This is a genomic window from Lactobacillus iners, assembly GCF_011058775.1.
GTDB classification, from domain to species: domain Bacteria; phylum Bacillota; class Bacilli; order Lactobacillales; family Lactobacillaceae; genus Lactobacillus; species Lactobacillus iners.
Map to the genome: position 1 here is coordinate 967,932 of NZ_CP049230.1, position 22,806 is coordinate 990,737.

The window sequence follows — 22,806 nt, forward strand, 5'->3', positions numbered from 1 at the left end:
TAGATTTCTTCTCCATGATAATTAGCCTAAACCTTATTTTCCCACTTCACAGGGTGGGGGGCAAAGTGGGTGCACTTTTTAACGTTAACATCCTGTGCACTCGACCCTAGAGCGTTGATATCTTCCCTCAAACAGCCAAACTTGAATTTATATATCTACTGTTTTAATAAGTTTGATTGCCCTTGATGATACTAACTCGTCTTGGCTCATTTCCAAAAGGCTCTTTTTATCTACCCACTTATAATTAACCGTTTCTCCTTTTTGAAGAGCAATTGCATTTTTCTTACAATCGGTTACGCATAGATATTCAACATAAAGAGAGTGATAAACATCCTGCACAAATCTTCCGATCTCCATAATTTTTGAAGCTTCAATACCTGTTTCTTCTTTTAATTCTCTTACTGCACATTCTAATGGTGTTTCATATTGCAATGCAGAACCACCTGCTGTCAACTCCCACATTCCACCGAATTTCTTTTCAAAATCTCTTTGCATAATAAGGTAAGTCCCATCTATATGTTTAACAATTACTTCGCCCACCAAATGATACATGCCGTCAGGAATTGGTTCTCCTCTCACTAATGTAATATTCTTTAATTTATTAAATTCTTTATCATACGCATCCCAAATCTCAGCCATAAAACCCTCCATAAGGCCTGATTGTCAATTTCATTAAATATGAATTTTATCTTTCTCCAGTGGATACAAATATATAATCGGATTTCAGTCCGGATATTTACTTTCCAATGTAGTATTACTAATAAATATTATAATAAAAAGAGCTCAAAATTTCTTTTATACCCTCTGCATACATATCTAAAGTTCTATTAGACTCTAATTAATCCTTTTTCGTATCTGCGACAAACTTCTTATTATCCATTCCTTAAGCACCTCCTCGTGCACATCCTAATAATCGGGTTTCATTTTACCTTTTGAGCTATATTTTCCCACTTCACAGGGTGGGGGGGCAAAGTGTGCACCTTTTAACGTTAACATCCTGTGCACTCAACCATAGAGCGTTGATATCTTCCCAATACAGCCAAACTGTGCTCAAAAAACACGCCGAGCTATCTTACAGCCGCCGTATACTAAATCTTTTAACGATAGCCCTCGCAAACCACTGCTACACAAAGGCAAATTTGCACCCACCTATTAAGCCCTTGACATCAATACGACACTCTCAACGTGGCTTGAGTAGTTCAGTATGGATAAATTTTAATATTTCTCAAAATCCTCGTATGTGGGAATAGGTTAATCAATAAGCATCTTATAATTTACTAAATAATTCTAAAGTAGGAAAAAACAGCTCATGTCTTAGCTCAATTTTGTTTAATAATTAAAGGATATAGTTTGTCTACTTACATTTACTTCTGCTTCTGCCCCAAAAGGAATTATACATCTTGGAGTTGAGTGTCCAATATTTATATTATAAACAATAGGTAAATCTTTATTGGTAATTTCTTCTAATAAAATAGATTTATACTCCTCATAATAGATTTCATTTTGAGGTTTCCCTACTAGTATTCCTGATAATTTATCAAATATTCCGTAGTCTTTTAGAGCAAGTATCATTTTCCTATATAAATCTGGTTTTATTTTTTCTTGGCTTGTTTCTATAAGTAAAATTTTATTCTCCCATTCCTCAAGGTTTGGAAATAAATCATATTTACTACAAATTTCTACTGTATCTTCAAATAAAGAATTATCGAACATATCATATATTGATTCTATGCATCCGCCTAAAATTTTCCCACTAAATATAGGATTTCCTCTTAAAAGCTCAAAACCGGTATTAGTATGACTTTTCATTTCTATTCCTACAGCTTTCTCGCTATAATCTTCCCTTTCCTCATACCAAACTTCACTAGGGTGTATCTCTTTTATTTTCCCTGTTTTTACAAGTTCTAAAAAGTATTTTTCTGTATAAGCTAACATGTTATCAGATAGTTCGCATACATCTGTCAAGAAAGCCTGACCATAAAATGTTTTTATGCCAAGTTTATTTAGCATAAAGTGATTTATTGTTGAGTCAGAAAAGCCTAAAAAAAGTTTTTGTTTGACAATATTTTTTAATCTATCGCCTTCGAACAAATAAGGTGCTGATCTATAAGTATCTTCTCCACCAATAGCACATAAAATCATATCAATAGTGTCATCTTCAAAAGCAAGTAGCAAATCATCTGCCCTAGCTTCTGGATGATTTTTTAAAAAATCAATGCCTTTCAGAGAATTAGGTAAAAACTCTATCTCTACTCCTAGCTTATTTAATCTGTCTAATCCTATTTTTATTTCATGCTCAACAAAACTTTCCCCCAAAACACCACTAGATAAACTAACAATTCCTATTTTCTTTATCATTTTTCCTCCTTGTAGATACTTATTTTCTTGACATCAATACTACAGTCTCAGCAGTCACTTTCTTGCCAGTCGATGCTTCACAGGCCATATCTCTTATGAAAGCTTTTCATCACCTACCACTATTTCACATCAATTAACTATGTTAATCTCGTGAAATCAGGGTTAGGGCTTCAAACGTACCTATAGTAGACATAATGGAAAAAATCCATTGAAACTTTTAATAATAATAGTATGTGACTCTTAGTATCGGTACCTTATAAATCTACTTTACCATTTAAAAATTGTTCTGCATTAATATGCTTAAAACCTGATTTTGAAAAATCAAGAGTATCTAAACTTAATATAATCTTAGGATAGTTATCTTTTTTCATTTTAGGAGGTCTAAATTCACTCTCTCTAGTCTTTTCATCCATCAAGCTCAAACTTACCCGAATATAAATTATCTCCTCATTTTTTTACAAATAAAGTCTATTTCGTAGCCTTCTATTTGTCTTTTGGCAATATATAGTATTAATAGATTATGTCCCTAATAGAGGGATATCGTAACTATTTAATAAATTTATATACCCTCTATGGAGATTTTAAACTCAAAATATTGATTCGTTCTATTCTGACAATTAATTTTTTAATTAAGCCTAACATTTTAACTTTATTTAATTTTTCTTCTTTATCAAAATACACAGGCTCCTCTTTGTAGTCTATTTAAAAAATGAAGAATACAAGTCTTGTATTCCATCATTAAGTGTCCATAATTCTTCATCATTATCAACTGTTTCTATTCCTGTCATCAGTTTGTTTTTTATTTCGTCATAGTACTTAGTCCATATTGGATAAGCTGAAACTAAAAACCCATTTGTACCATGAACTAAGACTTTGTTATGTTTTAATCGTTTAATAAGTTCTTATAATCCTTGATTAAAATAGTGTTGATCTGCTTTTCGTTTAATACATCCATGAGTACCAATAACTTAATATAATTCTATAATTATCTTCATAACATTATATTTGAATTCGAGATTAAATCTTATCGAATAAATTCCATAATTCTTTATCTAGTATATACGGCTCCGAAAAAGCATTTATAACTATACCTGCCAGATCTTTTTCATTATTCTTTGCAAGCACAAGTGCTTCTAAGAAATGTTTCTGCACTTTGGAGAACCCATTTCCATACTCACCCATTGCTTCTATATTAGAAAATACAGGAAAGAAAAATTCATCGCCACTTTGTAATATATCAGGAACCATCCTTATTTGATCATGAGTAGTAAATTCTTCACCAATCTTTAAATCCTTAGCAGTCAATCTTGATTGATCTTCATCGCTCATTACAGCATTGCATGGAACCCACACATAGCTATCTCGTAAGATCGCCATGATATCCATCAAGTGCTCCGTAGTACGCTCTTCGTTAAAAGTGTGGATGGCAGCTTCCAGCATCGTTCCATCTTCTAAGTCTTCAGCAGTGATTATTGAACTTTGATTCATATTAGACCATAGTGATATGTCTTTATAATCATTATGTTTCACGTAAAATGGAATCTTATCACCTTCGTGACAACCAAAATCCTGCTCAGGTTCATTAAGCAAAGTTCCGAAAATATGATCTTCTGCTAAACCTTCAATCCGTACCCAGCATCCTTCCGGATTATTTCCATCTTTCAATAGATATACCAATACATCATCAGGATATTCCGGGTTTCTTGATTCATCTAAGAAATGCATATTGCGAGATTCTTCTACTTCATCTCCCGCATTATAGATCTCTAACATTTCTATCTTGTCTGCATAACTTTTATACATTTTTTCGTCTTTATCATCAAAATAAAAACATTCATCATTCATAAAAGATCCAATTCTAATCTTTGATGATTTTTCTGTATTTCCAACTCCAAAAATAAAACTTTCATCATGCTTAACCGAAGTAGCCAACACTTCAAGTGTTAATCCTTCTGTATGATCAATATATCCATATGTTAAAATGTAATTTGCTTTATCTGCTCCAGGAAAATCTTCTACTACCTCCTTCAGATTATCCTTAATTGGAACAGCAACAAAATTATGATAAAAAGCTCTAAAACCTACTTCACTATACTTCATGCCCAATACTTCCTCCTTATAATATGTTTCTGCCAGTTTCTAATATAACGTTTCTATAATCTCTTCTATATTTGCTATATCCAAAAAATAGAGTGAAACCATCACTCCGCCTCCACTATCCAATGTGCCAACTCTAATCCCATATATTTTTTATGGATTCATTATTCTTTATGTTTATCTGTAATCAATCACAAAACTACCATCATTAATTTCATTTTGTCTATTTATAAGTCTTTCAAGTAAATCTAACATTTTTTCTTTATCAAGTCTTTTTTTTCAACAAAATAAACTGGTTCATTATTATAATTTTTTGTAATAGACGAATATAAATCTTGAATTTCTTCGTTTAATTTTTGTAGGTATTCATCATTATCTATTACTTCGATTACTGTTACTAATTCTTTTTTTGTGTTTCAAAAGTATCTTTCCATAATGGAGCTGATATAAAATCTATCATTATTTTTAATCTTTTCACTATATTGAACCTCCTGTATACACTGATACAATAAAACCATTCCTTCCTACACCTGCTATTACTACGTATTTCTCATTTTATTCGTAAATTTTTTCTATACCACAATTTATTTCTTTATATTCTAATTGATTACTTCCTTCATATATAGTCTCCATATAAAGATATTTTTTTACTAATATTCATTGCTTAAATTATATATGAGGAAACAAATGTACTACTAAACGCAATTTGTTTGTTTTCCGTTTGTTTTTATACATAAAAATATATTTAATTATACCCATTTCAAACTGGAAATTTACTTTTCTATTTCAAGCCGTATAGTTCATGCATAATGTTAAGCTATTTTCTTATTTTTCACTATTAATGTGAACCCAAAAAGTTGGAATTTTATTTAAGCAGCTAATTGAGTGGTATGTTTTCGGTATTTAACTAGAATTTATTCAGTAACCTAAAGTCGTGTATTCTTTCAATTTCTCACTTTGTCACCTTTTCAAATCTTATTAATCAGCTTTCTTTTGAATACACTGCAACCATCACTTTCTCCAAGAAATTCAAAATCATATTTCATCGCAATTCGTTTGGAGATTTCTTGGGTTGGGTCACACTCAATAATCAAGTTTTTCCCTATCTTTGAACTAATCTTTATAAAGGCTTTTGTTAATTCATTGGCATATCCTTTCCCCCAGTCTCCCTTATTTAGTATCCAACCAAGTTCGAAGGAGTCTTTGTCATACTCATGAAATATTACATATCCGATAAACTTCTGATTAAAATCTTCTACCGCATAGATTAAAGGAGAATCAATCAATGCGACACTATTTAGAAAATTCGCTGTTTTTTCCCATTAAAACGGAGCTTCTATAAATTCCATGACATCTTCATCTGAAAGTAGACTGTATAGGTCCCTCAGATCATTGTTGGTAAATTTTCTTATCTTTAATCGTTCGGTAATCATACAGTCCCTCCTTCCCTTTACTAGTTATTTTCTTGACATCAACACAACACTCTCCACATGTGGCGTTTGCGGAAACATATCAACTGGATCAATGCAATCAAAATCATAACCTGCTGTTTGAAAAATCTGCAAATCTCTAATCATAGTAGCTGGATTACACGAAATATAGACAATTTTTTTAGGACTAGTTGCTACTGCTGCCTTAATAAAAGTATCTGTAAGTCCCTTGCGTGGTGGATCAACAAAAATTACATCAGTTTTTAAGCCTTCATTAGCCCACTGTGGCATTAATTCTTCTGCTTTTCCCTCAAAATATTCTGCATTATTGATGCCATTTAAAATGGCATTTTTTTTGGCATCTTTCACTGCATCCCTTACAATTTCAACACCTAACACTTTTTTTACATGCTTAGCAACTGATAAACCAATTGTACCAATACCAGAATAAGCATCGATTACTACATCATCAGCTGTCAGTTGGGCTTTTTGAATAGCCAAATTATATAAACGTGGTGTCTGCAACGAATTTATTTGGAAAAAACTTTGTGATGAAATCTTAAATGATAAATCACCAATTTTATCAACTATTTCTCCATTACCTGCTAAAATATATTCTTTTTCACCTAAAATCACATTCGTCTTATGTGGATTATGATTTAAAATAACACAGGCAACATCGTCTAATGATTTGATAGCTTGGACTACGGCATCAAGATTTTTAAAAGATTTATGCAAGCAAACTAAAACAATCATTAATTGCCCATTAGCTTTGCTTCTTCTGATTTCTAAATACCTAACCTCACCATTGTGTTTAATTTCATCATATGCGGGAACATTAAATCTTCGCAAAATATCTCTAACAGCTACCACGGCTGCATCTATTTTTTTGTCAGTTGTTAAAAAATCAGTCATTGGTACTAAGTCATGCGAATGTTTTCTAAAGAAACCAACTTCTAATTGACCATTAACCATTCTAACGGGAACTTGGGCCTTATTTCGGTATGCTATTGATTCTGGACTAGCTAAACAGTCATTAACTTTTTTATTAAGATGGACTTTTTCTAACAAATTCACTACCTGCTGTTTTTTAAATTCTAATTGTCTTTCATATTTCATATGAGCTAAAGCAGCTAAACCAGTTTGCACCCATTGACGCAGAGGCACGTCCATCCGATCGGAACTTTTTTGTAAGAACTTTTCAACTTTGGCAAAAGCAAAATTTTTCTTAATTTTCAATATTTTTGCCTGCACAATTTCACCAGGTAAAGCATTATTCACAAAAATTGTTAATCCTTCATAGTGAGCTACGCCCATTGCTTCATAAGATAAGTCTGTTATTTCTAATTCAACAATTTGATTCTTTTCCATTTTTAAACCTCACACCAGTTATTCATTACTATATGATACAAAAAAAGCCGCAATTTGTGTATATTTGAAACTTATTCAATTTTTATTGACATTGCATTTTAATATTGCTATCATGTTTTCAGAAAATTCGTTTTAGTAGAAATTTTGTTAAGAGCAAGAGAGCCGATGGTAGGTGCAAATCGGTCAGGCAAAATTTTCGAATTACAGCGGACATGTAAAACATGATTTATTCGGCCATATTCAGTGCCGTTATCACCTGATATGAGTATTGCGTAGCATTAATATGGGTGGTACCACGGTTATCATATCGTCCCGTTGATTTATATATCAACGGTTTTTTTATTTGGAGCATTTTATGAAACACAAAGTTACATTCAATGAAGCAATCTGTATTTTACTTGCTTTATTATTCATTCTAGGAACCTCAGTAATTAAATTGGGAATAGCACCAGAAGTTCCAGTATTGTTTACTATTTGCCTATTTATTTTTTGGATCAAATTTTTTCATGGTTGCAGTTGGCAGTCAATTCAAGATGGTATCAAAGAAGGTATTGGTGTCGCAATTATCCCTATCTTTATTTTTATCCTAATTGGAGCTCTAATCAGCCTATGGATTAAAAGTGGCATTATTCCATCCATTATGTATTTAGGTTTTCACTTACTAAATGGTAACTATTTTATACCATCCGTCTTTCTAGTCTGTACAATTATCGGCGTAGCTATCGGATCAGGTTTTACAACCATTTCAACTATAGGTATTGCCTTATTTGGTATCGGCATTTCGATGAAAGCTAATCCTGGATTAGTAGCTGGAGCTATCATTTCGGGAGCGGTTTTTGGCGATAAAATGTCGCCACTATCTGATTCGACTAATTTAGCATCGGCTGTCGCAGAAAGTGAGTTATTTGCACATATTAAAAATATGTTATGGTCTACCTTACCAGCTTTCTTCTGCTCATTATTATTATTTACCATTTTAGGTCATGGTGGTGCAATGAATGCAACTAGAATTGAAACTTTATCACATATTTTAAAAAGTCATTTTATGATTTCATGGTGGACCATCATTCCAATTATTTTTATGGTACTTTGTGCATGGAAAAAAATACCAGCTATTCCAACTTTATTTTTAAATATTACCATCTCTATTATTATAATTTTTATCCAAAATCCACACCAATCAATAGCTTCACTGAATAAAATTATTGTTAATGGTTATGTGGCTAAAACCAACGATGCAGCATTCAATGCCCTTTTAAGTCGTGGAGGAATTGCTAGCATGATGGAAACAGTCGCTTTAATTATTTCAACCTTATCACTAGGTGGATTATTAATGAAATTTAACATTGTACAAAGTGCAATGAGTCCTCTAGTTGCTAAATTAAAAACGCCTGGTAGCTTAATCATTGCTACAATCTTATCAGGCATTGGCATTAATTTATTAGTTGGCGAACAATATTTGTCTGTTATTTTACCAGGAAGGGCATATAAGTCCGCATACACTAAATTATGCTTATCATCATTAGCACTCAGTCGTGTTCTAGAAGACGGCGGGAGTGTTATCAACTATTTAATTCCTTGGGGAGTAGCTGGTGCTTTTGCAGCTTCAACCTTAGGCGTACCAGTTTTAACCTTTTTACCATTTACATTTTTCAGTCTATTTTCACCTATTTTTTCCATCATTTCTGGAATTAGCGGTATTGGATTAAAAAGAATACATGGTATAATGCAATAATTTTGGTTTAGTATAAAATATAAGTTATAATATTAGTTAAATCTATAGTATTTAATTATTATATGGGAGGAAATAATGAATAATTTTGAAAATATTTTTCAAACACGTCGTAGCATTGTTGATAATGTTGCTTTGAATCGTTTTCTAACTAAAATGTATAGTATCGTAGCCCTAGCAATTTTAGTTTCAGCTGCGACTGCATATACAGTTTTACACTTTTTCGCTAACCAATTTTTCAACGCTTTAAGCCAAAATCATGCACTATCTTTTGTACTATTGATATTACCATTTGCCTTGATCATTGGAACTAGTTTTAGTAAAAATCCTATTTTATCATTTGTGTTATTAATGCTTACAGCGATGGTTTATGGATTAACTTTCTCTATTATCTGTTTAGCATTCACTCAAACAAGCATCACTGCCGCTTTTTTATCAAGTAGTGCTGTATTTATCACGATGGCTTTCATCGGCACGACAACAAAGAAAGATTTAAGTAATTTAGGATCTTACGCATCAGCTGCCTTAATCGGTTTAATCGTAGCTACTATTATCAATATGTTTTTGCGTAATCCTATGGTAACCTACATCTTTTCTTATATTGCAGTTGTTATCTTTACAATTTTGACTGCATGGGATGCTCAAAAAATGAAGAATATCTTCATTCAAAATCATGACGAAATTGCTACTACAAGCTTAGCTATAATCGGTGCATTGACTTTGTATCTAGATTTTATTAATTTATTTATCCAATTTTTACAGATTTTTGGTTTTAGCGACAATCGCCGTTAATAGCGAAAAAAAGAACTACATGTTCACGACATGTAGTTCTTTTTTAATGCATTTTAATAACAACAGGTGTACCCGTAGGTACATTATCCATAAGCCATTTAGAATCTGGCAAACTAAGACGTATACAACCATTAGAAGCTGGCTGCTTGCCTAATTTTGCAGCTTCAGATTTATTTATTTTCTGATTCTTACATATTGGAACAGAATGAAATAAATATACACAATTTTCCGTCCAACTAACCCAATTTAGAGCACCTTCATTAAGCTTAGAATTAAAAAATTTATCTCCCCTACCACCAATAATCTGATATTTGCCAAGAGGTGTTAATGATTTGCCATTTTTATACTTACCACAACTAGCTAACATAGTATAGATAACTTTATTATTATCAAGTAAATAAACTCTATTTCCCTTAATGGAAACACGTATAACTAATTTCTTAACTTTTTTTAGATTAGGATATGCTTTTTTCTCACTAGATTTTTTCCATTCTCCTTCCTTAACTAAATCAGTCGGATCTGGATAGGGTCTAGATATTTTCTTTTGCAAGGATACTTTCGATGTACGTAATGTAGAACTATGCTTGCTATTTTTCCTAGCAAAAACACAACTAGCCATTGCCATCGCAAAGACAACTACAATGCCAACTGCAATATAACCAAATTTAAAATGCTTAATTTTTATGTTTAAATTATTTTTATTGAATATTATCAACACCCCCCTACTTTTTTTGATATACCATACTATTATTATATATAAAAAATAGATAGATTAAACTATCTATTTTTCTTTTGTATTAATATTAACCAACAAAAAACTCAATATGTTGCTGTAAATTGGTAAAACTCATCGGTAAATATCCACCAATATCACCATCTAAATTAACAGCTATCTTTTTCTTGGAGTGCGAATTATCTAATAACTCTACTTTCAAAGATCTAGTCTTCGTATAAATAATGTTAGGATCCTTTACATGGTTACCATTAATTGCCATCGCCATTAATCGTAGAATATCAATCGGGTTAGATGTTTTCACAACAATTAATTGAAACAACCCATCCGATAATTGAGCATCAGGCATTACTTGTTCCCAGCCACCAATCGAATTAGTCATCCCTAAAAAGAACATTGACAAATCGCCTTCGTATACTCCCTTATCATAAGTTAATCTCATCTTATTATTACTGATTTTTGGAAACATCTCTGCTCCCTTTAATAAATATGCAGTATAACCTAGAATAGATTTCCATTCAGAAGGAACACCATACGTCAATTCAGTTAACGATCCACTGGCAGCTATATTCATAAAATATTTGTCGCCAGCTTTGCCAATATCCATTTTTCTGGTCTTTCCTTGCAAAACTAACCTAGCAGCAGCTACCAAATCATCACGTGGTATTTTTAATGCACGGGCAAAGTCATTCGTAGTACCTGACGGAATAACAGCCATCTGAGGTCGATGATCTAAAGGAGCAATCCCATTTACAATTTCATTAATAGTACCATCACCACCAGCACCAACAATCAACTCAAAACCATCTTTACCAACTCGATTAGCTTCTTTTTGAGCAGAAAAAGGTTCAGCTGTGGTTCTAAAAGCACTAGCTTCATATCCAGCTTGTTCTAAAATATCTAAAATACTAGCAACATTTCTAATATTTTGTTCATGACCAGATACAGGATTGTAAATCAAACGTGCTCTCTTTGTCATTTTCCTTGTCCTTTCTCAATTAGCGACTTTGTAATTCTTTATTAATTAATTCATTAACAACTTTAGGGTTAGCCTTACCATGAGTTTCTTTCATAATTTGACCAACTAAGAAACCAATTGCACGATCTTTACCATTTTTAAAATCTTCTACTGATTGAGGATTATTATCTACAATTTTAGCAACTAATGGAGCTAAAACAGATAAATCTGATAATTGAATCATTCCTTTGTCAGCAACATATTTCTTTGGTTCAGTACCATGTTCAATACTTTCTTGAAATACCTTCTTAGCAATCTTAGATGAAATAGTACCATCTTGAATCATCTTAATGATTTGAGCTAAATGCTCTGGCGTTAATTTAACTTCATCAAGATCAACTTGCTTTTCATTCAGATATCCATTAACTTGTGTATTCAGCCAATTAGCTGCCAATGTTGCATCGGCACCAGCTTTAACAGTTGCATCATAAAAATCACTAGACTCTTTAGTCTGTAAAATAACATCTGCGTCATATTCTTTAATGCCATATTCATTAACATAACGTTTACGACGATCAAATGGTGACTCAGGCAATGAGGCTTTAATTTCATCAATCCAACTTTGTTTAATATGATATGGTGCAATATCAGGTTCTGGGAAGTAGCGATAATCTGCATCCCCTTCCTTAACACGCTCTAATACGGTCTTACCTGTAGATTCATCAAAACGACGCGTTGAAAGTTGAACTTGACCGCCAGAAAGTAATACAGCAGCTTGGCGTTTTTCTTCATAAGCTAAAGACTGACGAACATGTTGGAAAGAATTTAAATTTTTCATTTCCACTTTCGTACCTAATTCCTTTTGACCAGCAGGTCGAATAGAAATATTGGTATCAACACGCATGGAGCCTTCTTCCATCTTAACATCAGATGCACCAGTAAACTGAACAATTTGACGTAATTTTTCAAGATAAGCATAAGCTTCTTCTGGTGTTTCCATATCAGGTTCAGACACAACTTCAAGCAAAGCAACACCCTGACGGTTCAAGTCAACATATGAATAACCATTGGTTCCGTGCGTGTTTTTACCTGCATCTTCTTCGATATGCATTTCATGAATACCAATTCGTTTCTTTTTTCCATTAACTTCAACCTCAATATAACCATTGCGAGCTAAGGGTTGGAAAAATTGAGTAATTTGGTAAGCCTTAGGATTATCAGGATAATAATAGTTTTTACGATCAAAATGGGTAACTGGTGAAATTTGTGAATTTGTTGCCAATGCAACCATCAATCCTAAGCGATATACTTCCTTGTTAACCATTGGCAAAACACCAGGCATTCCCCAATCAATTACATTAGTAGCAGTATTAACTTCTGCACCATAAGTAACCGGTGATGGAGAAAAGATTTTACTTTTAGTCTTTAATTCGAAGTGGACTTCCAATCCGATAGTCGATTTAAAATTCATTAATTAGTCCTCCAATCCCGTCGGTTTCTTTTCATAAAACTTATTACTACGCTCAATAAAATCAGCTACTCTGAAAATACTTTCCTCATCAAAACGTTTAGCCATAATCTGCAATCCTACTGGCATCCCATCAACTAAACCGGCAGGTACACTAGCTGCAGGTACACCAGCTAAATTAGCTGCAATAGTCAAAATATCATTAGCATACATTTCTAATGGATACTTAGTTTTACTATTAAGTCCAAATGCTGGCGTTGGTGTTGTAGGACCTACAATAACATCATTTTCTTCAAATATTTTTTCGAAGTCACGACAAATTAATGTTCTAACTTTAGCAGCTTGTCTGAAGAAACGGTCATATGAACCAGCTGATAAAGCAAATGATCCTAACATAATACGGCGTTTTACTTCATCACCAAATCCTTCACTTCGAGATTTAACATATACGTCTAATAAGTTCTTAGCATCTTTAGAACGATAACCATATCTAATACCATCAAATCGTTGTAAGTTCGATGAAGCTTCACTAGATGCAATAATATAATAATCTGGAATTACATATTTAGTATGTGGCAAGCTAACTTTGTTAATAATAGCACCATGATCTTCCAGAACTTTAATTTGTTCTTTAATTAATGCTTTAACTTTTTCGCTAATTCCTTCACCAAAATATTCTTCAGGTACAGCAACTCTTAATCCTTTAACATCTTGATTTAATGCCTTAGTAAAATCGGGTACTTCACGTTCAGAAACAGTTGCATCATGATCATCTGCACCAGATAATACATTCAAAATCTTAGCAGAATCTTGTACTCGCTTCGTCATAACACCAATTTGATCTAAAGATGAACCAAAAGCAATTAATCCCCAGCGAGATACACGTCCATAGGTAGGTTTGATACCAAATATGCCATTAAATGCGGCTGGTTGTCTAATAGATCCACCTGTATCAGTACCTAAAGCAGCAATTACTTCACCACCAGCTACAGCTGCAGCTGAACCACCTGATGATCCACCTGTAACTTTAGTCAAATCCCATGGATTCTTTGGTGCTCCAAAATATGAATTTTCACTAGATGATCCCATAGCAAATTCATCCATATTAGTTTTTCCTATAATTGTCATTTTAGCTGCTTTTAATTTAGATACTACAGTAGCATCATAAACTGGCATATAATTATACAAAATATGACTAGCAGCAGTGGTTTTGACATTATTAGTGATAATATTATCTTTCACTGCAATTGGAATCCCAGCTAATTCATTACTAAAATCTAAATTTTCAGCAGGTTTAGCATCATCGATCACAGTAATCATAGCATTAAGTTTAGGTTCAAGCTCTTTAATCTTTGCTAGAGTATCTTGTGTTAACTGCTCAGCAGTTATTTCTTTATTCTTTAACTTTTTGTTTAATGATTCGATTGTTTCATTTAAATAATTCATTAGGCATTATCATCCTTATCAATAATAACCGGTACTTTAATAAAGCCATCAACTTTATCAGGCACATTCTTCATCAATTCAGCTTTGCTTTGCCAATGTTCAGGCTCATCTGCTCTAAATACAGTATCACGGTCAACAACCTGAACTGTTTCTTCTACACCATCAGTATTTACTTCGCCTAACTGGTTAGCCATATTGATTATTTCACCCATTTGCTCTGTGAATTTATCAATTTCTTTAGCATTAAATTCTAATCTAGACAATTTAGCAACATGAATTATTTCATCTTTTGTAATCTTCACCTTTTACCTCCTATTCACCACTAAAAACATGAACATAATAACTATCATCAGCATCATTTTTAGTGATAGTCGCCTGTAAATTATTAACGGATTCAATACGTATCTCAATTGGCACATTATTAGGTAAATATTTCTTAGCAACAGATAAAGTTAATCTTGAAAAACTTTCAATTTGAGCATAACCATAAAATTGTGTCGTAATAGAAATATTCATCTGTTTTAAGTGCTTATTTTGGTAATGAACCTTGGCAATTACACCACTAATATTAGGAAAATATCCCTGAATAGCAGCTTTAAAATCACTAAATGAAGCAGCATCAGTTGAATTAATTGGTTTGGTATCACCAATAGTCGGCAACACTTGGCTACTATAATCAACTGACTTCCATTCATTTATTTTACTACTATTTGTATCAACAATGCTATATGCCAAATAATTTCCACCGATTAAAGAATCACGTCCAGTTTTTTGAAAAAGTCCAATCAAAATTGGAATATGTTTAAGAGCAGATATTTTACGCAAACGTTTTATTAACGTATATGCTACTTTTTTACCATAAGCTAGTTGTTGATTTTTCTTAATATTAACATGATATTCAGGACCATCTTTAACTTTAGTATAATAATCCACTGAATTTAAAGCTAATCCTAAGCTGATCCCACCTAACTTATACGATGAACCAGACTTAACCAAAAAATCTTGCTCAAAAATTTGATTTAAAATAATCGGACTGTATTTCTTACTTTTCTTATAATTAAGTCCTTGCTTATTGTGCTTGCTATATCTAGACAACCAAATATTAACTTGCCTTGGTGTTAAAACTTGTCCTTCTTGAAAGACATATTTATCAGTTGAAAATAAATCATGAGAAATATTTAACAAGCCTACTTCAAGACTACGATTATCAACATTATTATCATTATTACTTGCAGTAATACCATTGGTTGGACTAATCAAGTATTGCCCATCTTTTAACAAAACATTGTAACCATTTTTATCGGTGACAGTAGTTTGATAAGTCTTCTGCTTACCATTGGTATTAGCAGCATTATTTGCCAGGTTAGAATTTTTCAAATTGCCACAAGCTGTTAAGTTTATAGCAAAAGCAAAGATTAATAACCCCATTAAAAGTTTCTTCAATTTGACTACTCCTTTTGACTATTTAATTTAGCTATAACTTCATCTTCTGTTAACATTGGAATCTCTAACTGCTGTGCCCTAGTTTTCTTAGAACCTGCAGCATCCCCATATATTAAATAATCAGTATTCTTAGAAACTGAACTCATAACTTTAGCACCTAACATTGTTAGTTTTTTAGTTAAATCAGCTCTTGAATAATGAGCTAGTTTACCAGTTAATACCACATTTTTTCCCTTGAAGAAGTTATCTTCAATCGATTGGGTGTCACTTGCTCCTAAATATTTAAAATTAACTCCAGCAATTTGCAGTTGATCCATCAGTGCCTTAACCGATTGCTGTTCAAAATATTTAACCATCGATTCAGCAATAGTCTGCCCAATAGTATCAATTTGCATCAAGTCTGCAATAGAACACTCTCTGATTGTATTCAAATCATGAAATTTTTGAGCTATTAATCGTGCAGCTTTAGCTCCAACATGATCGATACCTAAGCCAAAAAGTAATAATTCTACCGAATTTTGTTTACTATTTTCAATCGCATTTAATAAATTTTGAATAGATTTATCTTTAAAATGATCTAACTTAGCCAATTGAGCGGCAGAAAGAAAATATAAATCTGCAATATCATTAACTAAATGCAATGCTATTAATTGACGTACAATTTTAGGACCTAAACCCACAATATTCATTGCCTGTCTTGATGCAAAATGTGTAATCCCTTCTTCAACTTGAGCAGGACACATAGGATTGATACAACGTAAAGCAACTTCATCTTTTAAATGAACTAAATTCTGGTTGCAAGATGGACATATTTTCGGTATCTCATATGGTAGACTAGCTTGCGGTCTTTTATTTAAAACAACTTGTGAAATCTCAGGAATAATATCACCAGCTTTATGTAATAAAACAGTATCACCTAATCGTATATCCTTTTGCCTTAGTAAATCAGGATTATGTAATACAGCTCGACTTACGACCGTACCAGCTAAATTAACTGGATCCATCACAGCGGTGGGCGTTACTACTCCTGTACGACCTACTGTCCATACAATATTTTGTACAACAGTTTCTTGCTCTTCTGGTGGAAATTTATAGGCAATCTCCCATCTTGGTATTTTTACTGTATTTCCTAATTTGGCTTGTAATGCTAAATCATCTACCTTTAAAACGATACCATCAATACCATAAGTCAATTCACTTCGCTGATTAGTATATTTATCGATAAAATCAAAAACCTCATTAATTGAAGATAGCTTACATCCAGTGGTATTAGTATGAAAACCCAATTCAGCCATGGTCAAAATTGCTTGGTGCTGACTAGTAATCGTCTCTGGTGGATTAACCCATGTATATATAAAAGTACTTAGTTGTCGCTTCTTAGTTACATTAGCATCCAATTGGCGCAACGATCCAGCAGCAGCATTACGTGGATTAGCAAAAATAGCTAAACCTTGATCATCTCGCTCAAAATTTAATTTGGCAAAAGTAGCTTTATCCATATAGCATTCGCCACGAACCTCAATATCTATTTTCTGTGGCAAAAACTTAGGAATATCTTCAATATGCATAGCATTAGCAGTAACATCCTCACCGATATGCCCATTTCCTCGAGTAGAAGCCCGCACAAGCTTGCCTGCTTTATATTCTAAACTTAAAGATAGTCCATCAATTTTCAATTCTACATTATAGTCAACTACATGACCAACCATTTTTTGGATCCTTTGATCGAATTCGAGTAACTCATCTTTAGAAAAAACATCCCCCATAGAAAGCATTGGTTGCTCATGAACGACTTTAGCTAAATCTGATTTAGTATTTCCACCAACTCGCTGTGTAATAGAATCAGGATCTATCAAAACAGGATACTTTTGTTCCAACTCTAATAACTGTTGATAAACCTGATCATAAATATTATCTTCTACTACTGGTGCATCTTGGACATAATATGCATATGCCCAACTATCTAATTGTTTGCGTAATTTAAGTACTTCTAATTTAGCTTGTGCTAACGATAATTCACTCATTTTGCTCCTTTAATCATACCTTCTTAATAGGTGCAAAAGCTGCCAAAAGACGCTTAACACCTAAGTTAGCAAAGGCTATATCCAACTCCATATCTTCACCGCTACCATTAACTTTAGTGACAACACCTATGCCCCACGCCTTATGTTCCACTTGATCTCCCACTGACCAAGTCTTTTTATCTGCACCAATAGCTCCAGCTGCCTTTTTGGCTATTACTGGTTTCTCATGTTGAACACTATGTGAGTTAGTATTTTTATTAGCAAAAGAACTAAAACTATTATCTGCAATAGGACTAATATCCGCTAAATCGATATCATTTATTTCAGAAATAAAACGTGACGCATTATTATTTTGATAATGACCATATAACATTCTATGAATAGCATTTGTCAAATACAATTGCTTTTTAGCACGTGTAATGCCTACATACGCTAGTCTTCTTTCTTCTTCCAATTCACTATTATCAGATTGAGCACGTGCAAGTGGAAAAATTCCTTCTTCCATTCCTACCAAAAAAACAACAGGAAATTCTAGTCCTTTAGCCGCATGCAAAGTCATTAAAGCTACTTGATCGATATTTTCTTGTAAATCATCTTGATCACTTAAAAGCGAAACTTCAGCTAAAAAGTCATCAACTGCTTTAGCACCGTCTTCGTTTGCCTCATAATTATCATCAAATTGCTTAGTTACAGTTAAAAATTCATCTAAGTTTTCTAACCTGGTATCAGCTTCAATAGTGTGTTCTGCTTTTAACGCATCAATATAACAAAAATCATTCAAAATTTTATTAGTCAATTCTGTAACAGTATTATTTTTAGCAAAAATAATCATTTCTTCTAATTTTCTGCCAAAATCTTTCATAATATTGAATAATTTACCACTAATCGGGGCTAACTCTAAGCTCTGTAAAGCTTCTAAGGCAGTATAGTTATTACTAAACATAAATTCTTCAAACTTACTAATTGTTGTCGGACCTATGCCACGTCTAGGTGCATTAATGATTCTATGTAAACTCATGTAGTCTGCTGGATTAGCAACCAATCGCAAATAAGCCATAATATCCTTGATTTCTTTACGATCATAGAACTTATGTCCACCTACAATTTTATAAGGAATATTCGATTTAACAAAAGCTTCTTCTATATTACGAGATTGTGCATTAGTTCTATATAAAATTGCAAAATCACTATATTTATAGCCATTTTCTTTAATCTCTTTATTAATTTTTCCAATAATAAAAATTGCTTCATCATTACCTGTACTTGCCCGATAATAATTTACCTTGGAACCTTCACCACTATTGGTCCATAATTTTTTAGGTTTACGATTTTTATTATTTTTGATAACAGCATTCGCAGCATTTAAAATATGTCCAGTAGAACGATAATTTTGCTCTAACTTAATAGTATTACAATTATCATTGCGGTAATCTTGTTCAAAATTCAAAATATTTTGCATATTAGCTCCACGCCAGCCATAAATGGACTGATCTGCATCCCCTACTACACAAATATTTTTATGTTGCTGTGCTAGCAAATGACATAATTCATATTGAGCTTGATTTGTATCTTGATATTCATCAACTAAAATATACCAAAATTTATTTTGATAATAATGTAAAACTTCTGGTTCTGATTTAAATAACACCAATGTTTGCATAATCAAATCATCAAAATCCATGATGCAATCATGTTGTAAATTCTTTTGATACTCTCGATAAACTATTGCAATTTTCTTTTCATATTCATTTGAAACCTGTTTGGCATATTCCTCAGGATCTAGCAAATCATTTTTGGCATTAGAAATTGCATTTACAAGACTCTTAGGATCAAATTTCTTACTGTCAATATTAAGTTCCTTCAAAATTCGCTTAATTAAAGTTAGTTGTTCTGCCGTATCAGCAATAGAGAAATTATTAGCATAACCGATTTTTTCGGCATATCTACGCAAAATGCGGACACATAATGCATGGAAAGTCGACATCCAGATACTATCTGCATCACTATCTAGTAATTGTTTTACTCTTTCTCTCATCTCGCTAGCAGCTTTATTGGTAAAAGTAATAGCCAAAATATTCCATGGAGCAACACCTTTTTCTCTAATCAGGTAAGCGATTCTTCTGGTTAAAACAGAGGTTTTGCCACTGCCAGCACCTGCCACTACTAAGAGTGGTCCTTGAGTGCATTTTACTGCTTGTTGTTGCTCAGGATTTAGCCCAGCTAACATAGATTCTTCGTTCATGAACATACTCCAAACTAAATAATATTAATAATAAGCTTTATTTATTATAACAAAAAACTCGCTTTAAGATTAATTACAAGTATCTAAAAGCGGGTTCGAATTTATCGATAATCATATTGATACAATTTAAATTCGTCAATAATTTTTAATAGCGATTTACTATACGAAGGATCTGTCGCATATCCATCTTTTTGTAATGACTCAGCTTGTTGTATATAAGTCGTGCTATTTAACACATGTTGATATTGTCTAGGATTCCACGTCGTCCCATTAACTAACAAAAGTGTATGCTTTTTTACACATTCTTCCATTGAATTGAAAACACAAAAGCGAGCTTTGATAACAATCCACTTGTTATTTACAAACTCCTTTGTTTCCATCAACTTTGTCCTATTAGGATCTGTACCCTTCATTCCAAATAAATTATTGTACTTCTTAGATAAACTGCTACGCCCATAATCACTCTCTAAGCAAGCTTGAGCGATTGTAACACTAGGAAAAATAGGATATTTTTGATACTCTGCCTGAGCAAGGGGAACCATTTTTTTAATAAAAGCTTTTTTTTGAATCAAATCAATATCATTATTAATTGGTGGTTGCACCTGATGATGTATATGTCTAGAGATTAGTAAACACAAAATAAATGTCAATAATATGAGCAAAACTTTTATCAACATAAAATCCAATTGATTTTTGCAGTATTTCTTTTTCATAATTATAGCCTCTTAGATAATACTTTTTTTAAAGGAACTACAATTAGCGGTGTCAAAATACCGGTAAAAATTGCCTCACATGCACTATTAAAACTCAAAGCAATCAATAAAACGATAATCAAAGATTTGGATGTATCTGCATAACCTAAGCACGACATTAACTTAGAAGAATGATTATAAAAAATACTCGTAAATAAAATAACCATTAAAGTATTTGTTAAAGTTGACGCCACTCCAGCGACGACACTGATCAAATAATTTCTAGTCGAATGACGTTGTTGCCACAATTTTCCGATAAGTCCAGGAACCACACCTGCTAAAAATCTAGGGATAATGGCAATCACTGCATTTTGAAATAACATAATTGAAACTAAATCTGCAGGCTGAGTATAAGCTCTAAACAAGCTCAAGGCTCCCCAAAAGAACCCCAAAAAGCCACCCATTTTTGGTCCCATTAATATTCCAAAAACAGTTACTGTTAAAGGTAATGTCGTAATTGCTGGCAAAGCAGGAAAAAATCTAATATATCCTAAACATGGAATAAAAGTTTGTAACATTACAATAGCTACAAATACACTAAATATAGCTATTGTATTTATTTTTTTGTTAGCCATTATACATCTATCTCCGAGTAAAAAAAAAGAAAGTCATGAATTGCTTTCTTAATCATATGCGGGCGAGAAGACTCGAACTTCCACGATCTAAAAGCGATCACAAGATCCTTAGTCTTGCGCGTCTGCCATTCCGCCACGCCCGCGTACCTAAATAGTATACCTAATTTTATTCAGTTTTACAAGGTATATTATTTAAGTATTTAAAAATATCGAATTATTTATAATTAGGAGCAGCCTTAGTTATTTGCACATCATGTGGATGTGATTCTCTTAACCCAGAATTAGTCATTTGCACAAACTGTGCCTTATTAATTAATTCGTCAATATTACGTGCTCCTACATAACCCATACCTGATCTTAAGCCACCGATTAACTGGAAAATGGTATCACTAACATCACCTTTGTACTCAACACGTGCTTCAATTCCTTCAGGAACTAATTTGTTAGCTTCATTCACACCGCCTTGGAAATAACGATCTGATGAACCATGTGATTGAGCCATTGCTCCAATCGATCCCATGCCACGATATACTTTGTATTTTTTATCACCATCTGTAATAATTTGACCAGGTGTTTCAGTAGTTCCAGCAAACATACTACCTAACATAACTGCATTACCGCCAGCTGCAATTGCTTTAACAATATCACCTGAATATTTGATACCACCATCGGCAATTATCGTCTTACCATATTCACGTGCTACACTAGCTGCATCATAGATAGCAGTAATTTGTGGTACACCAACCCCGGCAATAATTCTAGTAGTACAAATTGAACCAGGTCCAATACCCACTTTAACAATATCAACGCCACTATCAAATAAAGCCTTGGTGCCTTCTGCTGTAGCAACATTACCAGCAATTAATGTTGCCTTAGGAAAATGCTCACGTATTTCCTTTATTTTGCGTAAAACACCAGCTGAATGACCATGAGCAGTATCAATAACAATAGCATTAGCTCCTGCTTCCAGCAATGCCTGTGCTCTTTGAAAAGTATCGGACGTCACTCCTACTGCTGCTGCAACTAGTAATTTATTTTCCTCATCAACTGCTGCTCTAGTAAAATTACCTGAAAGCATAACACCTTTTACAGTTGCTACTTCACCTGCTTGTGCTACAATAGACATATTTTTATGAATAACACCCATACCACCTTGAAGGGCCATAGCAATTGCCATTGAGCTTTCAGTCACTGTATCCATACCAGCAGAAATAAATGGTAAATTCAACTTAATATTATCAGCCAACTTAACACTTAAATCCACTTCGTTTGGCAAAACATGACTTTCAGCAGGTATTAATAATACATCATCAAAAGTTAATCCTTTTTTTGCAAATTTAGTTTCCCAGCTTGACATCCTTTTATTTCTCCTTTTCAAAATATTA

General features: G+C 32.9%; 19 protein-coding genes and 1 tRNA gene. 2 read left to right on the forward strand and 18 right to left on the reverse strand.

What is annotated here, in order from left to right:
• Positions 1-147: 147 nt before the first annotated feature.
• The 6 genes from G6Z82_RS04755 to rlmD all read right to left on the reverse strand — a co-directional run bounded on the left by G6Z82_RS04755 (position 148) and on the right by rlmD (position 7,256).
• On the reverse strand, positions 148-639 hold the full coding sequence (locus G6Z82_RS04755; RefSeq protein WP_004136327.1) for an NUDIX hydrolase: 492 nt from the start codon (positions 637-639) through the stop codon (positions 148-150).
• A gap of 690 nt (positions 640-1,329) precedes the next feature.
• On the reverse strand, positions 1,330-2,358 hold the full coding sequence (locus G6Z82_RS04760) for a S66 family peptidase (protein ID WP_164785858.1): 1,029 nt from the start codon (positions 2,356-2,358) through the stop codon (positions 1,330-1,332).
• A 254-nt stretch (positions 2,359-2,612) separates the two neighbouring features.
• Complete coding sequence (locus G6Z82_RS04765; protein ID WP_006737032.1) at positions 2,613-2,771, reverse strand: hypothetical protein; 159 nt, start codon at positions 2,769-2,771, stop codon at positions 2,613-2,615.
• Positions 2,772-3,375: 604 nt separating this feature from the next.
• Positions 3,376-4,458 carry an SseB family protein gene (locus G6Z82_RS04770; protein WP_241243732.1) on the reverse strand — a complete coding sequence of 361 codons (1,083 nt, stop codon included), beginning with the start codon at positions 4,456-4,458 and terminating at the stop codon, positions 3,376-3,378.
• 965 nt (positions 4,459-5,423) lie between these two features.
• Complete coding sequence (locus G6Z82_RS04775; protein ID WP_006737034.1) at positions 5,424-5,741, reverse strand: GNAT family N-acetyltransferase; 318 nt, start codon at positions 5,739-5,741, stop codon at positions 5,424-5,426.
• Positions 5,742-5,912: 171 nt separating this feature from the next.
• Positions 5,913-7,256: a 23S rRNA (uracil(1939)-C(5))-methyltransferase RlmD gene (rlmD, locus tag G6Z82_RS04780; RefSeq protein WP_164785860.1), complete on the reverse strand. Its 1,344-nt coding sequence runs from the start codon at positions 7,254-7,256 to the stop codon at positions 5,913-5,915.
• A gap of 355 nt (positions 7,257-7,611) precedes the next feature.
• Here rlmD and nhaC point away from each other — a divergent pair, with 355 nt between their 5' ends.
• The gene (nhaC, locus tag G6Z82_RS04785) at positions 7,612-8,991 is read left to right on the forward strand and encodes a Na+/H+ antiporter NhaC (RefSeq protein WP_164785861.1); all 1,380 of its coding nucleotides are present in this window, start codon (positions 7,612-7,614) and stop codon (positions 8,989-8,991) included.
• Between the two features lie 75 nt (positions 8,992-9,066).
• A complete protein-coding gene (locus tag G6Z82_RS04790; protein ID WP_006729631.1) occupies positions 9,067-9,780 on the forward strand; it encodes a Bax inhibitor-1/YccA family protein in 714 nt (237 codons plus the stop codon).
• A 43-nt stretch (positions 9,781-9,823) separates the two neighbouring features.
• Here G6Z82_RS04790 and G6Z82_RS04795 read toward each other — a convergent pair whose 3' ends face one another.
• The 12 genes from G6Z82_RS04795 to guaB form a co-directional block, all read right to left on the reverse strand.
• Entirely contained in the window at positions 9,824-10,495 is a 672-nt protein-coding gene (locus G6Z82_RS04795; protein ID WP_164785862.1) for a L,D-transpeptidase, read from the reverse strand.
• 88 nt (positions 10,496-10,583) lie between these two features.
• Positions 10,584-11,492, reverse strand: coding sequence for a diacylglycerol kinase family lipid kinase (locus G6Z82_RS04800; RefSeq protein ID WP_006731235.1), 909 nt, complete (start codon positions 11,490-11,492; stop codon positions 10,584-10,586).
• Between the two features lie 19 nt (positions 11,493-11,511).
• Entirely contained in the window at positions 11,512-12,942 is a 1,431-nt protein-coding gene (gatB, locus tag G6Z82_RS04805; RefSeq protein WP_006729628.1) for an Asp-tRNA(Asn)/Glu-tRNA(Gln) amidotransferase subunit GatB, read from the reverse strand.
• 3 nt (positions 12,943-12,945) lie between these two features.
• On the reverse strand, positions 12,946-14,385 hold the full coding sequence (gatA, locus tag G6Z82_RS04810; RefSeq protein WP_164785863.1) for an Asp-tRNA(Asn)/Glu-tRNA(Gln) amidotransferase subunit GatA: 1,440 nt from the start codon (positions 14,383-14,385) through the stop codon (positions 12,946-12,948).
• Positions 14,385-14,687 (reverse strand): Asp-tRNA(Asn)/Glu-tRNA(Gln) amidotransferase subunit GatC, encoded by a 303-nt coding sequence (gatC, locus tag G6Z82_RS04815; RefSeq protein WP_006729626.1) that lies wholly within the window; start codon positions 14,685-14,687, stop codon positions 14,385-14,387. Before gatC ends, gatA begins: the two co-directional genes overlap by 1 nt.
• Before the next feature lie 10 nt (positions 14,688-14,697).
• Positions 14,698-15,828, reverse strand: a complete 1,131-nt coding sequence (locus G6Z82_RS04820; RefSeq protein ID WP_164785864.1) for a CamS family sex pheromone protein — start codon at positions 15,826-15,828, stop codon at positions 14,698-14,700.
• A 5-nt stretch (positions 15,829-15,833) separates the two neighbouring features.
• A complete protein-coding gene (gene ligA / locus G6Z82_RS04825) occupies positions 15,834-17,852 on the reverse strand; it encodes an NAD-dependent DNA ligase LigA (RefSeq protein WP_164785865.1) in 2,019 nt (672 codons plus the stop codon).
• A gap of 13 nt (positions 17,853-17,865) precedes the next feature.
• A complete protein-coding gene (pcrA, locus tag G6Z82_RS04830; protein WP_164785866.1) occupies positions 17,866-20,094 on the reverse strand; it encodes a DNA helicase PcrA in 2,229 nt (742 codons plus the stop codon).
• A gap of 101 nt (positions 20,095-20,195) precedes the next feature.
• A complete protein-coding gene (locus tag G6Z82_RS04835) occupies positions 20,196-20,807 on the reverse strand; it encodes a glycoside hydrolase family 73 protein (RefSeq protein ID WP_006731294.1) in 612 nt (203 codons plus the stop codon).
• 2 nt (positions 20,808-20,809) lie between these two features.
• The gene (locus G6Z82_RS04840) at positions 20,810-21,421 is read right to left on the reverse strand and encodes an ECF transporter S component (RefSeq protein ID WP_102215307.1); all 612 of its coding nucleotides are present in this window, start codon (positions 21,419-21,421) and stop codon (positions 20,810-20,812) included.
• Positions 21,422-21,478: 57 nt separating this feature from the next.
• A tRNA-Leu gene (locus G6Z82_RS04845) sits at positions 21,479-21,564 on the reverse strand.
• 71 nt (positions 21,565-21,635) lie between these two features.
• A complete protein-coding gene (gene guaB / locus G6Z82_RS04850) occupies positions 21,636-22,778 on the reverse strand; it encodes an IMP dehydrogenase (protein WP_006729620.1) in 1,143 nt (380 codons plus the stop codon).
• Between the last annotated feature and the right edge of the window lie 28 nt (positions 22,779-22,806).

Coding starts and splice junctions, on each gene's coding strand:
- G6Z82_RS04755 (WP_004136327.1), bottom strand. CDS start 639: ATGGCTGAGATTTGGGATGCGTATGATAAAGAATTTAATAAATTAAAG.
- G6Z82_RS04760 (WP_164785858.1), bottom strand. CDS start 2,358: ATGATAAAGAAAATAGGAATTGTTAGTTTATCTAGTGGTGTTTTGGGG.
- G6Z82_RS04765 (WP_006737032.1), bottom strand. CDS start 2,771: ATGGATGAAAAGACTAGAGAGAGTGAATTTAGACCTCCTAAAATGAAA.
- G6Z82_RS04770 (WP_241243732.1), bottom strand. CDS start 4,458: ATGAAGTATAGTGAAGTAGGTTTTAGAGCTTTTTATCATAATTTTGTT.
- rlmD (WP_164785860.1), bottom strand. CDS start 7,256: ATGGAAAAGAATCAAATTGTTGAATTAGAAATAACAGACTTATCTTAT.
- nhaC (WP_164785861.1), top strand. CDS start 7,612: ATGAAACACAAAGTTACATTCAATGAAGCAATCTGTATTTTACTTGCT.
- G6Z82_RS04790 (WP_006729631.1), top strand. CDS start 9,067: ATGAATAATTTTGAAAATATTTTTCAAACACGTCGTAGCATTGTTGAT.
- G6Z82_RS04800 (WP_006731235.1), bottom strand. CDS start 11,492: ATGACAAAGAGAGCACGTTTGATTTACAATCCTGTATCTGGTCATGAA.
- gatB (WP_006729628.1), bottom strand. CDS start 12,942: ATGAATTTTAAATCGACTATCGGATTGGAAGTCCACTTCGAATTAAAG.
- gatA (WP_164785863.1), bottom strand. CDS start 14,385: ATGAATTATTTAAATGAAACAATCGAATCATTAAACAAAAAGTTAAAG.
- ligA (WP_164785865.1), bottom strand. CDS start 17,852: ATGAGTGAATTATCGTTAGCACAAGCTAAATTAGAAGTACTTAAATTA.
- pcrA (WP_164785866.1), bottom strand. CDS start 20,094: ATGAACGAAGAATCTATGTTAGCTGGGCTAAATCCTGAGCAACAACAA.
- G6Z82_RS04835 (WP_006731294.1), bottom strand. CDS start 20,807: ATGAAAAAGAAATACTGCAAAAATCAATTGGATTTTATGTTGATAAAA.
- G6Z82_RS04840 (WP_102215307.1), bottom strand. CDS start 21,421: ATGGCTAACAAAAAAATAAATACAATAGCTATATTTAGTGTATTTGTA.
- guaB (WP_006729620.1), bottom strand. CDS start 22,778: ATGTCAAGCTGGGAAACTAAATTTGCAAAAAAAGGATTAACTTTTGAT.